Here is a 13096-nt window from a genome sequence, read left to right on the forward strand (position 1 = left end):
CCTTAGTTCTCGTCGTGATCATCTGCCGCAGGCGCAAACACCTTCCGCGGCTTGCTGCCCTCACTGGGACCAACCACGTGATTGGCCTCCAGATCATCAATGAGGCGCGCCGCCCGGTTGTACCCGATCCGAAACCGCCGCTGCAGCAACGACGTGGACGCGCCCTGCTGCTGGATCACAAACGCCTTGGCGTCCTCGTAAAGGTCGTCTTCGGAATCACCAGCCGCACCGCCTTCCGGTTCGGCGCTTGGCGCCATTTCCTCAACATACTCAGGAGCCACTTGATCGGTGATCGCCTTGACCACCGCCTCCACGTCGGCTGACGGAATGAACGCCCCTTGGATCCGCACCGGCTTGGCGGCGTCGATCGGGGCGAACAGCATATCGCCGCGGCCCAGCAGTTTCTCCGCGCCGTTCATGTCCAGAATCGTTCGTGAATCCACCCCGGACGACACCGCAAACGCAATGCGCGATGGGAAGTTGGCCTTGATCAGGCCGGTGATGACGTCAACACTCGGCCGCTGCGTCGCGATGATCACGTGGATCCCGGCGGCCCGGGCCATTTGACCCAGCCGCACCAACGCCGTTTCGACTTCGCTACCGGCGACCATCATCAGGTCGGACAGTTCGTCCACGATCACCACGATCAGCGGCAGGCGCGGTAGATCGGGATCTGCCGCGGCCTCAGCTTTTTTATTATATTCACCAATGTTGCGGACCCCGGCAGTGGCAAACCGCTCGTAGCGGTTCTCCATCTCCTTCACGACTTTCTTCAGCGCGGACGGGGCCTTCTTGGCCTCCGTCACCACTGGTGTCAGCAGGTGCGGCACCCCATCGTAAACCGAGAGCTCGACCTTCTTAGGGTCGATCAGCATCAGGCGGACCTGCTCTGGCTTGGTCGTCATCAAAATACTGGTAATGATCACGTTGATCATGACCGACTTCCCGGAACCCGTTGCCCCGGCAATCAGCAGGTGCGGCATCTTGGTCAGGTCAAAGGTTTTGACCTGACCGTCCACGTCCTTGCCCAGCGGGATCACTAGCGGTTTGCCCGGATGCGCCGGGGTCTTTTCAAGCACCTCACGGAACCCGACCGTGGCCACCTGCTGGTTCGGGACTTCAATGCCGATGAGCGACTTGCCGGGGATCGGGGCCTCAATGCGAATGTCCTTGGCGGCCAGCGCCAGCGCCAGGTCATCGGCAAGGTTTGTGATCTTGGCGACCTTGACCCCGGTGGCCGGCTGGATCTCGTACTGCGTGATGCTCGGCCCTAAGGTGGCCTGCTTGACGGTCACATCAACGCCAAACGAGCGCAGCGTGGCCGCCAGCTTGACACTGTTCTGGCGAATTTTAGCCGTTTCCTTCGACTGGTCAACCGCCGGGATCGGCGTCAACAGGTTCAGCGGCGGCAGACTGTAATCACCGCTGCCGCTGCCGGTGGCCAGGGGCTGATCTTCCTCTGCGGCTGCCTCATCGGCCAGCAGTTCGGTCTGCTCTGCCTCCGAGTGCGGCACGTTGATCTTAAAGTCCGCCGCCCGCTCGGCAGCCGGCTGCGGCAGGTCCTTAGCCGCGGCTGCAACTGGCTCGCTCGGCGCATCCGCTTTGGGGGCAGCAGGCTGGCTCGCCGCTGCCTTTGCCGGCCGCGCTTTGGCGGTCGGCCGCTCCTGGTGAAACTGGTTCTTCAGGCCGCTAACGGCCTCCGCCAGCTTGGTGTAGACCCAGTGGCCCGCCGCAAAGACCTGCGCCGGTTTAACGCCGGCCAGCGCCGCAACGCCGATCAAGATCAGCAGCCAGAACAGGATCATCGCGCCGATCTCGGCTACCAGCAGCGCAAACAGGTTCAGGAGGCCGGCGCCCACGAGGCCGCCGCCCACGCGGGTCGTGGTCGCTTGAAGGGCAAAATCACCTTGAAGCAGCCGCCACGTGGCGAGCAGGAAGTGGGAATGGACGGCTTGCGCGGCCATCGCCGCCCCAGACAAGACGCCAAGCGCGCCCAGGCTGATCAAGCCCGCCCCCCAGCTTAACCGCGCAGTCGGGTGCAGGGGCTTGCCGGCCACGATCAGCCAAGCGCCGTACAGCGCGGCTAACCCGGCACCCACCAGGTAGGCATCCCCGATGACTAACCGAAAACAGTTCGCCAAAAACGTCCCGATCAGCCCCAGCCGGAAGAACGCCAAGGCGGCCACGACAAATAACCCGCAACCGACCCAATTAACCGTGTGATCACCTTTGCGTGCCCGCGGCCGCCGTTTTGCCTGGGGTGCTCTCTTTGCCTTACGCCGCTGCGCCATGTGCTGCCTCCCTCTAATCTACGTTACATTATACACGAGCCACCATTGAATAGAAAAAAGCGGTCAAAGTGGCCGCTTCGCTCTCACTTCAGTTTGTCGTGCGGGTAAGTGTGGCTACGTTCAAGGCCCGCGAAGGCCTGCTGGCGCAGTGCCTCGTAGATCACCAGCGCCGCGCAGTTCGACAGGTTCAAAGCCCGCACCTTATCCGTCATGGGAATGCGCACGGCCTTCTCCGGGTTGGCCCGCATGAACGGCTCCGGCAGCCCCGTCGTTTCCTTGCCGAACATGAAGTAGTGATCGGCCGCCGGATCGCTGTAGTCGACGTCCGAATAGGTCTGCTCAGCAAACTTGGAAACCAGGTAAAGGTGCTGAGGAGCCGTCACCGTTTGCATGAAAGCGGCCAAGGAATCGTGATACACGATTTTGACCGCCGCCCAGTAGTCTAGCCCGGCACGCTTGAGGTGCTTGTCATCGACGGAAAAGCCGAGCGGTTTAATGAGATCCAGCACGCTGTCAGTCGCCGCCGCGGTGCGGGCGATGTTGCCCGTGTTCGCAGGGATCAGCGGTTGGTAAAGCACAATATGATTTGTCACTTGATTGGCCTCCATGATCAGCACGCAGGCAAAGCCGCTGCCTCGCAGCGCCTTTGCACCCGACAAAAAAACGCACCACCTCGGTGACTGCACGGCGAGACGGTACGTTAGTTAAGTTTTTCATCGCTAACTTTTATCAATTTCCCAAAAGCAAGCCCTGATAAAAGCCAGAAATAAAAATGCTTAAGAGTAATTTAACACCGCAGTCACAAGGTTGCAAGCCCCGCCGGCACATTTAGCGCTTTCACCCGAGCAAAAACGCCTCGCCAGCTCACGGCGCGACGGTCAGAAGCACGACGGCCACGTGGATCGAGCGCGGCGGCTTGGCCAAAAGCGCCGCCCGCTTGGCGGGATCGGCCTGCCAGGAAAGCGGGGTCATCTTAAGGACGTCCGCAAATTGCGCGGCCGTCACGGGAAAATCGTACGCCAGCGGCGTTTGCGCGGCCTGCGGATAAGCGGCCATAAACCGGTCCAGCACCGCCTGGTTGCTGTAAGTGGCCTTGGCCGTGCCGGCGTAAAGCCCCGTGCGCAGCTCCTGGAGGTACCCGGCGGCCGGGATCACCTTAAACACTCGGCCGCCCGGGCGCAGCACCCGGTTGAACTCCTGATAGGCCCCTGGTGAAAAGAGGTCAACCACGGCCGAAAAGCTCGCCGCGGTAAATGGCAACCTTGCCAGATCGGCCACGCAGAACACCGCCGGCGTCGCCAGCCGTCCGGCCAGTGCGATCGCCGGCGCGGAAATATCAAACCCCACGGTCTGCGCCCCGCTTGCAGCCAGCTGGGCAGTCGGGGTGCCTTCACCGCATCCCACGTCGAGCACCACATCCTGCGGGCCTAACTGGCGACTGATGGCGTCCACAAACGGCGCAAAGAACCCCGCCTCAAGCACGCGGCGCCGCGCCTCCAGCATCGGGGTGTCGTACTCTGTTTGACTGGGCTTGGCCAGAAAGTTGACCGTCCCTTTTTTGGCCAGATCAAACCGGTGGCCATTTGGGCAGCTGAGGCTCGTTTGTTCGACCCCCAGCTTTTCCCCGCAGACCGGACAGCTGAACAGCCCCAGCTTACCCATGGCCGCAGCCTTTTCCTCAATTTTTCGCATCATGCATTCCTTTCCCGCGAACTCTCACCTTTTTATAGTACACTTAAGAAAACGTCTGCGGAGGTCCCTAATGCTTTCTGTCTATAAATTCGATGATACAAAAGGCGGCGTGCGGCCGCAAACAAAAATCGAGCCGGGCGTCTGGATCAACGTGACCGCCCCCAGCCAAGACGAGCTGATCACCCTTCAGAAAAAGACCCGCGTGCCTGAGGATTTTCTCTTCTACGGCCTCGATCCCGATGAAGGCGCGCGCTACGAGTACGACGAAGACGTGGATGTTCACCTGCTGATTTTTGACATGCCGATCGCCGCGTTGGACCTTAAAAAGCGGGTGACTTACAAAACGATCCCGCTGGCCATTATCATCACCCCGACCGCGCTCATCACGATCGACACGCAGCCGCAGCCGCTGCTCGCCCTGTTTGCCGAAAACAAGGTCCCCGGGTTCGACCCGCGCAACGCCAACCAGGCGGCCCTGCAAATGATGACCCGGGCCACGGCCGCCTATCTGACTTACCTACGCGACATCAATAAAGCGCGCGAAGCCCTTGAGGCCAAGCTGCAAACCAGTTTGCGCAACGAAGAGCTGTACGGCCTGATGGGCATTCAGCGCGGCTTGGTCTACTTCATGATGAGCCTGCGCACCGACCGCAACGTTCTGCAGGCGCTTGTGCGCACCGATCCGCTGCACTTGACCGAAGACGAGGCCGACCTGCTTGACGACATTTTGATCGAAAATCAGCAGGGCATCGAGATGGCCCAGATCTCCAATTCGATCATCAGTGAAACCACCGACACCTATTCGAACATCATCAACAACAACATGAACGGCGTGATGAAGTTCTTGACCTCCTACTCAATCATTCTGACCATTCCGACCCTCGTCTTTTCCTTCTACGGCATGAACATGGACCTGCCATGGGCCGGCATGCACGTCTCCTGGATCATCACGATCGTTATTTCCCTGATCATTTCCGTCCTGATCGGCCTTCAGTTCTGGAAAAACCGGTACTTTTAGGACTGGCAAACCGAGGCGCGCATTGCCCCCCCGCATCCCTGCGGCATGACTAGTTTTTAGCCATGCCGCAGGGATTTTTGCTGCGCCGCCGCCGCCTTTTGCCTCAGCAGGGGCGTTTACGCGCCGGGACACTGCCGAGCGCCAGCGAGCAAGGGCGGCTGACACCCGCCGGCAAGCATATTGTTCGCTACGTAACGAACGATATTTTTATATTTGCGGTCAGAAGTTGACTTTTCCGAACACTTACCGTATATTAGCGCGTGGTGCGGCAACGGCCGCTCGAGTTCTCACCGTGTGAAAGGACGATAAGCATGGAAATATTTGACTACGAAGACATTCAACTGATCCCAAACAAGTGCGTGGTGCGCTCCCGCAAAGAGGTCGACACCACCGTCGTCTTTGGCGGGCACACGTTCAAGCTGCCAGTGGTCCCGGCCAACATGCAGACCATCATCGACGCCCCGCTGGCCAAGTGGCTGGCGGCCAATGGCTACTTCTACGTCATGCACCGGTTCAACCCGGAGACGCGGGCGCAATTCATCCAAGACATGCATGCGGCCGGGCTGTTTGCTTCCATCTCCGTCGGGGTCAAGGCAGAGGAGTTCTCCTTCATTAAGGAGCTGGCCGGCGCCGCACTGGTGCCCGAGTACATCACCATCGATATTGCCCACGGCCACGCCGATATCGTGATGGACATGATCCGGCACATCAAAAAATACCTGCCGGACAGCTTCGTCATCGCCGGCAACGTCGGCACCCCCCAGGGCGTGCGCGATTTGGAGAACGCCGGCGCGGATGCGACCAAAGTGGGCATCGGCCCGGGTAAGGTCTGCATCACCAAGCTGAAGACCGGCTTTGGCACCGGCGGCTGGCAGCTGGCTGCCCTGCGCTGGTGCGCCAAGGCCGCGCGCAAGCCGATCATCACGGATGGCGGGATCCGCAACAACGGGGACATCGCCAAGAGCATCCGCTTTGGGGCCACCATGTGCATGATCGGGTCCCTGTTTGCTGGCCACGAAGAGACCCCGGGCAAGCACATCGTCAAAGACGGCAAGGAGTATCAGGAATACTTCGGCTCCGCCTCCGAGTACCAAAAAGGCGCGCATCACAACGTGGAGGGCAAGAAGATCCTGCTGCCCGTGAAAGGCTCGATCAAAGACACCCTGACCGAGATGCAAGAGGACCTGCAATCGGCTGTCTCTTACGCCGGCGGCCGTGACCTCGGCGCACTGAAGGCTGTCGATTACGTCATCGTCAAAAACTCGATTTTTAACGGCGACCAGTACTAAGCCTGCAGCGCCGCGGCAAAAACGCCTGGACCTCGTGATCGGCACCAAACAATCGCGAAGCTCGGGCGTTTTTTGGTCCCGTTCTCGAAGCGGGCTAAGTGCGCGTTTGCCGTCTTGCCTCCGCCGGCTGACTCAGGATGCATAGCGCGAGCGGTGCTTGTATCCGGTTTCTGGTATAATGGTTGGGAACGCATTTGCGCAAGGAGGCAATATTTTGAAAGAAACAGTATTGTTTGGCGGCTACACTCGGCATGAAGGCCAGGGTGTCTACCGCGCCAGCTTTGATTCCGAAACCGGCAGTTTGAGTGAAGCGGAGCCATACATCACCAGTGTCGGCTCCCCCACCTATTTGGCAGTCTCCAAGGCGAACGCCGCCTACTTAGTGGACGCCGGCGACGGCAAAGGCGGGGTCGCGGCCTTCGACCTGAACCAGACGCCGCCGCAGCTGCTCAACACCGTGCTGGAGCCAGGAACCAGCCCGGCCCACGTGTCGATCGACGAGAAGCGGCAGCTGGTCTTTGCCGCGAACTACCACGAAGGCCGAGTCAACGTGTACAAAATCAACGCTGACCGGACCTTGACTGCGACCGACGTGGCCCGCCACCACGGCCACGGCCCCAAGCCCGAGCAAGACGCCGCCCACGTTCACTTCGCGGCGCTGACCCCGGACGGCCGACTGGCGGTGATCGACCTGGGCACCGACGAGGTTTACACCTATCCAGTTGACGACAGCGGCAAGCTGGGCACCCCGGCGATCTTGAAGTTGGCGCCGGGCTTTGGCCCCCGTCACTTGGCCTTCCACCACGATAAGCCCATTGCCTACCTGCTCGGTGAGCTCTCCAGTCAGATCTCAGTCCTGCAGTATGACGCTGCGACTGGCACCTTCACCCAGGGTCAGACCCAAAAGACGATCCCGGCGGACTGGACGAAGCACAACGGCGCTGCGGCGATCCGCATCACCGCGGACTCCCGGTTCATTTACGCCACCAACCGCGGCTACAACAGCGTCGTCGTCTACGCGATTTCCGAGGATGGCCTGGAGTTGACTGAGGTTCAGCAGATTTCAACGGAAGGCGACTTCCCGCGGGATGCCAACTTGGACCTCACGGAGAACTACTTGCTGGCGGTCAACCAGAATACCAACAATGCTACCTTGTACCGCCGCGACAGCGATACGGGCAAGCTGGCAACCGTCAAGAAAGACATCGTGGCGCCAGAAGCCGTGAACGTGGTCTTCCTGAAAGCCTAAAGGGTGTGCGATTCAGCTAAAATGCCCTAGTCGCGTGCCATCAAGCGCCGCCGCACCGCGATTCTAACAACGAATCGCGGTGCGGCGGCGCTTGTGCTTTGGGGGAAAACCGCTTGACGGCGTCGTCTTTTTTGGCGCTAGGGCACATCTTTTCCTAAATTTTACCGAATCCTCATGGTCAACGGCGCTCCGTCCGGTATACTGGACCCATTGGTAACTTTGAGGAGGACATTATGCTAGATATATTCAAAGCCGTGATCATCGGCATCGTGGAGGGGCTCACGGAGTTTCTGCCGATCAGCTCGACCGGCCACATCGATTTGGTCGACCAGATCGTCAAGATCAACCAGGACCCGGCATTCATGGCCATGTTCGAATACGTGATCCAGTTCGGCGCCATCCTGGCGGTGGTGCTGCTTTACTTCAACAAGCTCAACCCTTGGGCGCCAAGTAAGTCTAAGCCCGAGCGCCAGGCGACCTGGACGCTGTGGTTCAAGGTCATCGTGGCGGTCCTGCCGTCGGTGGTCATCGGCCTGCCGTTGAATGATTTCATGGACGCCCACTTGCACAAGCCGATCGTGGTGGCTTCCATGCTTATCTTGTACGGGGTCTTGTTCATCATCATCGAGAACTACTTCAAAAACCGGGCACCGAAGATCGCGACCTTGGCCGACATCAGCTTCCAAACCGCCCTCTTCATCGGGCTGTTCCAGGCCCTTTCCATCGTTCCTGGGACCAGCCGCTCCGGCGCCACGATCCTCGGCGCGATCATCCTCGGCACCAGCCGGTACGTCGCGACGGAGTTCTCCTTCTTCCTCGCCATCCCCACCATGGTCGGCGTCTCGATCCTGAAGATCGGCTCGTACCTGATGAAAGGCAACGCCTTTTCTGGCGAACAGTGGGCCATCCTGCTGACGGGAATGGTCGTCTCGTTCTTGGTCGCCATCATCGCGATCAAGTGGCTGCTTAAATTTGTACAGACGCACGACTTCAAGCCGTTCGGCTGGTACCGCATCGCGCTGGGCCTTGTGGTCCTGCTGGTGCTGTTCTTATAGGAGGTTCCCATGCTGTTAAAAGAAGCTTGTGTTGAAAACTTTACTGACATTCCGGCGGCCCTGCGTGCCGGCGCGGCCCGCATCGAGCTCAACGACAACCTTGCCGTTGGTGGCACCACCGTGTCGCGCGGCGTGATGGCCGAGGCGATCCGCTACGTCCACGAGCACGATGCCAGCATCGTCTGCATGATCCGGCCGCGCGGCGGCAACTTCGTCTACACCGACACCGAGCTGAAGATCATGGAGGCCGACCTCTTCGTGGCCCAGGAGCTCGGCGCGGACGGCGTCGCCTTCGGGGTCTTGACCAAAGATGGCTGGCTGGACGAAGAGGCCATGGAGAACCTCATCGCCGCGGCCGGCGGGATGAGCGTCGTGATGCACATGGCCTTTGACGCTATTCCTGAAGCCCGTCAGCAGGCCGCCATTGACTGGCTGGCCGCCCAAGGCGTCAGCCGCATCCTGACCCACGGCGGGCCGCTGAGCCTGCCAATCGACCAGACGGAAGCGCACCTGCAGGCACTGGTCAAAATGGCCGCGGGCAAGCTCGAGATCCTACCTGGCGGCGGCATCACCGCCGCCAACGTCGCGCAAGTCACCGCGGCCATCGGCGTCAAGCAGGCACACGGCACCAAGGTCGTTGCGTTCAAGTAAGCACCCAGACTCCGGCCGTGCCGGGGTCTTTTTTTGGAGGGACTCATGGACTTTGAATTCACCACGCTTGCACTGACGGTTGGCGGGCGAACACGCAAGGAACTGACGACCGCCTTAACTCAGTACGGCATCACTGCCGATGCTAACGCCCAGCAGCTGCTGCAGCGCATGCCCGTTTACCCTGAGCGGCCCTACGCCGTGCGGATCGGCGTGATCCCCGCCTCCGCGCTCGGGTTCACTGGGCCCGTGGCGCTTTCGCCACTGCTTCAAGCCGCCCAGCACGCCGGCTTGAAGCTGGTGCCACTGGCGGTGGCCGTTGAACTGCGGCTTCAGTGGCGCAAGCAGCCCGCCGGCCGGGTCTTCGTCGCCAGCCCCGCGCTTGGCAGCGGCCCGCGCGGTTTCTGCCTGCAAAATGCGGCGGGCATGCTGACCCTGAACGGGTTTACCGCCAGCGCGGCGCCCCAGTGGTCAGCGGCGACACTGTTTGCCTTTGCGCTTGCAGTCTGACATTAAGCCACGCAAAAGGCGCCTTACTGCAGCTCCTAGAGCATGCGGCAAGGCGCCTTGGTTTTAGCTATTGACGTTTCTCGGCGCCCATCACGAAGGCCGCCACGCAGCCAAAGCCGGTGTGGCTCGCGATCGTCAGCCCGATGTCGCCGACCGTGACGTTGGCGTCCGGCGCCTGGCTCAGGATGTGGTCGCGCACCTCATTGGCCGCGGCGTAATCCCCGGCAGCAGCAATGAGCACAGGCTGCTGCGGATCGGCCGGCAGGGCCGCCAGGATCTTATCGCCCAGCACCATCAACGACCGCTTGCGCGCGCGGACCTTGGCTTCCACCCGCAGATGGCCGCCGGGGTCAACGTCCATGATCGGCTTGATGTTCAGCAAGGTCCCCAGGGCCGCCGAAGTGCGGGACACCCGGCCGCCGTGGTAGAGGTAGTCCAGCGCGTCGACCGTGAACCACTCCTGCAGCCGCAGCCGGTTTTCCTCAAACCACGCCACCAGCTCCGCCAGGCTCTTGCCTTCTTTTTGCAGGCGGATCGCCTCAAGCACCATGCGCCCCTCGCCAGCCGAGGCGGCCAGCGTGTCAACCAGCTCGATCTGGGCGTCGGGATACTGCTCCAGCACCATTGCCTTGGCCTCGGTCGCGGCCTCAAACGAACTGCTGAGGCCACTGGAAAAGGCGATGTAGGCCACCGGGGTGCCAGCCTTGGCGTACGGGGTGAAGAAATCGACGTACTCGCCGACGTTGATGGCGGAGGTCGATGGCATCACGCCCCTTTTGATCTTCTCAAAAAAATCCTTGAGCTCGTAGGAGCCCCCCATGTCATCGGTCAGATCCTGGCCCTCGACGTTGAAGTGAAACGACACGAAGGCCACGTTGGCCTCCTCAAGCGTCTGCCGGGGCAGATCGCAGGCAGAATCGGTCAGTAGTTGGTACATCTTTCCCACATCCTCACTATTTTTGGGCCAGGCCCAACTCGTCTTCCAAGGATAACATATCCTTCGGCAGCGCCGCCGTCAAATCGATGGGCTTTTTCAGTACGGGGTGCCAAAAATGCAGGCGCGCGCAGTGCAGCGCCTGCCTGGCAATGCCGGCTGGCCCCCCGTACATGTCGTCACCGTACAGCGGGTGCCCGATCGCCGCAAAGTGGACCCGGATCTGGTGCGTCCGGCCGGTGTGCAGCTGGACGGCCACCAAGGCCCCGCGGTGATTCTGCCGCAGCGTTTCAAATTCGGTCACCGACCGCTTACCGCCCAAGACCACGGCCCGTTTCATGTAGAAGCCGCCGCTGCGGCCGATCGGCAGGATCAGCCAGCCGTGAGCGGGCAGCGCGCGGCCGCCGGCGACCAGGGCCCGGTACTCCTTTTGCAGGTCGTCCGTGTGAAGCTGAGCATCCAGCATGCTGTGGATCAAGCCGCTTTTGGCAAACAGCATCAAGCCGCTGGTGTCGCGGTCCAGCCGGGTGACCACGTGAATGGCCGTGCTTTCGGCGTGGGTCTTGATCAGGTAGGCCTTGACTCGGTTCGCCATGGTGTCCGGGCTTTTGCCGACGTCCGGGATCGACGGCACCCCGGCCGGCTTATCGACCACCAGGAGGTACTCATCCTCGTAAGCGATCGTGAGCTTGGCCGGGAACGGCACCACACTATCGGCAGGAACTTCCGGCGCTGTTTGCAGGAACACGACGTCGCCAGGGCGCAAAGTAAAGGCGGTGTTGCGCTGCTTTTTGTTCACAAACACAAACCCGCCATGAAATTTCAACTGTTTAAGCTGGGCCAACGAGAAGCCTTGGCGCTGCAGGAACGTCTGCAGCGTCACGCGCGGGCCTTGGTACGTCCACTTAAAGCGCATCGGGCTTCTTCTCCCCGATGAAGGCATCCTCCACCCGGTCCCAGAAATGCATGTGCCGGTAGCTCGCGAAGCGGATCTTCTCGGCGGCCACCTTAAAGCGGATCGCGTTGATCATTGCGGGCCTGGCGGTGAACTGATCGATCGACATCACGTAGTCCTGGAACGGCTCCGGCCGCAGCGACACCCATTCGTCCGGGGCCAAGATCATCGGCGCAGCCAGGGTGCGAAATACGCGGTTATTGATCGAGGCGATCTCCGTCATCTGCAGCGCGGCCAGCCGCGGATGGATCACCGCCCCCCCGTTTGACTTAGAATAGGCGGTCGAGCCCGTTGGCGTGGCGACGCACAGGCCATCCCCGCGAAAGCTTTCAAAAAAATTCTCCTTCACGTAGACATCGGTCCGCATCGTGCCGGAGGTCCCCTTTAAAGTGGCTTCATTCAGCGCCAGAAAATGCGCCGTGGTGCCGTCCTCGTAGTCGACCAGGACGTCCAGCAGCGGATAGCTCGTGCTTTCACCGGAATCGCGCTGCAAAGCCGCAATCAGCGCGTCGGTTTCGTAGTCGCGCCAGTCGGTGTAAAAGCCCAAATGGCCCGTGTGGACCCCGATGAAGCGCACCTGGTCCAGGCGGTCGGCGTAGCGGTGAAACGCCGACAGCAGCGTGCCGTCCCCGCCGATCGTGATCACGACCTCGGGCTTGGGCACGTCAACTTCGAAATGCGCCGCTTTCAGCCCCTTGATCAGCTTCTGACGCGCGGCTTGGGAATTTGCGTTGTTATTTGCTTGGATCGTGATCCGCATCGTCATTCATCCTTTGCTTGCCGGCAGTGCTTTGGTCATCGTCTGGGCCATCAAGGCGGCGTGGCATGTTCTGCCCCTTACCATAGGAGAATAGCCGCTGCGCTTCCTGGATCTCCTCGCGAATTTCGGACATCTCGTTATCAAGCAGCGCAGACGCCTTGGCCGCCCGTTTCAGCCGCTCCTTCAAGGCGTCCGGAAATTCGCCCTGATACTTGTAATTCAGCGAATGCTCGATCGTCGCCCAGAAGTTCATCGCCATCGTCCGGATCTGGATCTCCGCGAGCAGCTTCTTTTCGCCCTCGACCATCTGCACTGGGTATTCGATCACCACGTGGTAACTGCGGTAACCGGACGGCTTCACGTTCGTCACGTAGTCGCGCTCTTCGACCACCCTCATGTCGGTCCGCTGATGGATCAGGGCCACCACCTCGTAGATGTCTTCAACGAACTGGCACTGGATCCGCAGACCGGCGATGTCTTGCATGTCCTGCTCCAGGACATCATCGGCAATGTAGCGGCGCGACTGTTTTTCGATAATTGAATCCACCGGCTTGACGCGGCCGGTGACGATCTCGATCGGCGAGTGCCGGCTTTCCTGCAGGAATTGGCTGCGCATACCGCGGAATTTAATCTTGAGTTCCTTTACCGCCTGTTCGTACGGCATCAAAAACGTTTCCCAATCACGCTGCATGGTC

The 13096-nt window shown here is 60.7% G+C and carries 13 protein-coding genes; 6 read left to right on the plus strand and 7 right to left on the minus strand.

The window, feature by feature from the left end:
- Positions 1-2 precede the first annotated feature (2 nt).
- The 3 genes from EKM85_RS03155 to EKM85_RS03165 all read right to left on the minus strand — a co-directional run bounded on the left by EKM85_RS03155 (position 3) and on the right by EKM85_RS03165 (position 3983).
- Entirely contained in the window at positions 3-2291 is a 2289-nt protein-coding gene (locus EKM85_RS03155) for a DNA translocase FtsK (protein ID WP_125584820.1), read from the minus strand.
- Positions 2292-2374: 83 nt separating this feature from the next.
- Positions 2375-2884 carry a tRNA (cytidine(34)-2'-O)-methyltransferase gene (locus EKM85_RS03160; RefSeq protein ID WP_125584821.1) on the minus strand — a complete coding sequence of 170 codons (510 nt, stop codon included), beginning with the start codon at positions 2882-2884 and terminating at the stop codon, positions 2375-2377.
- A gap of 271 nt (positions 2885-3155) precedes the next feature.
- Complete coding sequence (locus EKM85_RS03165) at positions 3156-3983, minus strand: methyltransferase domain-containing protein (RefSeq protein WP_125584856.1); 828 nt, start codon at positions 3981-3983, stop codon at positions 3156-3158.
- A gap of 70 nt (positions 3984-4053) precedes the next feature.
- Between EKM85_RS03165 and EKM85_RS03170 the strand changes: the two genes are divergently transcribed.
- The 6 genes from EKM85_RS03170 (at position 4054) to EKM85_RS03195 (ending at position 9752) form a co-directional block, all read left to right on the plus strand.
- Positions 4054-5001, plus strand: coding sequence for a magnesium transporter CorA family protein (locus EKM85_RS03170; protein ID WP_125584822.1), 948 nt, complete (start codon positions 4054-4056; stop codon positions 4999-5001).
- A gap of 311 nt (positions 5002-5312) precedes the next feature.
- The gene (locus tag EKM85_RS03175; RefSeq protein WP_125584823.1) at positions 5313-6290 is read left to right on the plus strand and encodes a GMP reductase; all 978 of its coding nucleotides are present in this window, start codon (positions 5313-5315) and stop codon (positions 6288-6290) included.
- A 214-nt stretch (positions 6291-6504) separates the two neighbouring features.
- Positions 6505-7539, plus strand: a complete 1035-nt coding sequence (locus tag EKM85_RS03180) for a lactonase family protein (RefSeq protein ID WP_125584824.1) — start codon at positions 6505-6507, stop codon at positions 7537-7539.
- Between the two features lie 233 nt (positions 7540-7772).
- Positions 7773-8594 carry an undecaprenyl-diphosphate phosphatase gene (locus EKM85_RS03185; protein WP_125584825.1) on the plus strand — a complete coding sequence of 274 codons (822 nt, stop codon included), beginning with the start codon at positions 7773-7775 and terminating at the stop codon, positions 8592-8594.
- A gap of 12 nt (positions 8595-8606) precedes the next feature.
- Positions 8607-9245, plus strand: coding sequence for a copper homeostasis protein CutC (locus EKM85_RS03190; RefSeq protein WP_164510644.1), 639 nt, complete (start codon positions 8607-8609; stop codon positions 9243-9245).
- Positions 9246-9290: 45 nt separating this feature from the next.
- Positions 9291-9752, plus strand: coding sequence for a hypothetical protein (locus tag EKM85_RS03195; protein ID WP_125584827.1), 462 nt, complete (start codon positions 9291-9293; stop codon positions 9750-9752).
- Positions 9753-9819: 67 nt separating this feature from the next.
- On the opposite strand, the gene EKM85_RS03200 is transcribed toward EKM85_RS03195, so the two are convergent.
- Genes EKM85_RS03200 through EKM85_RS03215 form a run of 4 tightly spaced genes read right to left on the minus strand, consistent with a single transcriptional unit; the run spans position 9820 to position 13092 of the window.
- Entirely contained in the window at positions 9820-10689 is an 870-nt protein-coding gene (locus tag EKM85_RS03200; RefSeq protein ID WP_125584828.1) for a DegV family protein, read from the minus strand.
- A gap of 16 nt (positions 10690-10705) precedes the next feature.
- Positions 10706-11602, minus strand: coding sequence for an RluA family pseudouridine synthase (locus tag EKM85_RS03205; protein ID WP_125584829.1), 897 nt, complete (start codon positions 11600-11602; stop codon positions 10706-10708).
- A complete protein-coding gene (locus EKM85_RS03210; RefSeq protein ID WP_125584830.1) occupies positions 11592-12401 on the minus strand; it encodes an NAD kinase in 810 nt (269 codons plus the stop codon). Before EKM85_RS03210 ends, EKM85_RS03205 begins: the two co-directional genes overlap by 11 nt.
- Positions 12376-13092 (minus strand): GTP pyrophosphokinase, encoded by a 717-nt coding sequence (locus tag EKM85_RS03215; protein WP_125584831.1) that lies wholly within the window; start codon positions 13090-13092, stop codon positions 12376-12378. The genes EKM85_RS03210 and EKM85_RS03215 overlap by 26 nt, the downstream gene beginning before the upstream one ends.
- Positions 13093-13096: the final 4 nt, after the last annotated feature.

The sequence above is a fragment of the Lacticaseibacillus jixianensis genome (assembly GCF_003946485.1).
Classification (GTDB): Bacteria; Bacillota; Bacilli; order Lactobacillales; family Lactobacillaceae; genus Lacticaseibacillus; species Lacticaseibacillus jixianensis.

Bases quoted from the DNA above. Each gene is read 5' to 3' on its own strand.
- EKM85_RS03155 (WP_125584820.1), bottom strand. From the start codon at position 2,291: ATGGCGCAGCGGCGTAAGGCAAAGAGAGCACCCCAGGCAAAACGGCGG.
- EKM85_RS03165 (WP_125584856.1), bottom strand. From the start codon at position 3,983: ATGCGAAAAATTGAGGAAAAGGCTGCGGCCATGGGTAAGCTGGGGCTG.
- EKM85_RS03170 (WP_125584822.1), top strand. From the start codon at position 4,054: ATGCTTTCTGTCTATAAATTCGATGATACAAAAGGCGGCGTGCGGCCG.
- EKM85_RS03175 (WP_125584823.1), top strand. From the start codon at position 5,313: ATGGAAATATTTGACTACGAAGACATTCAACTGATCCCAAACAAGTGC.
- EKM85_RS03185 (WP_125584825.1), top strand. From the start codon at position 7,773: ATGCTAGATATATTCAAAGCCGTGATCATCGGCATCGTGGAGGGGCTC.
- EKM85_RS03195 (WP_125584827.1), top strand. From the start codon at position 9,291: ATGGACTTTGAATTCACCACGCTTGCACTGACGGTTGGCGGGCGAACA.
- EKM85_RS03200 (WP_125584828.1), bottom strand. From the start codon at position 10,689: ATGTACCAACTACTGACCGATTCTGCCTGCGATCTGCCCCGGCAGACG.
- EKM85_RS03205 (WP_125584829.1), bottom strand. From the start codon at position 11,602: ATGCGCTTTAAGTGGACGTACCAAGGCCCGCGCGTGACGCTGCAGACG.
- EKM85_RS03210 (WP_125584830.1), bottom strand. From the start codon at position 12,401: ATGCGGATCACGATCCAAGCAAATAACAACGCAAATTCCCAAGCCGCG.
- EKM85_RS03215 (WP_125584831.1), bottom strand. From the start codon at position 13,092: ATGCAGCGTGATTGGGAAACGTTTTTGATGCCGTACGAACAGGCGGTA.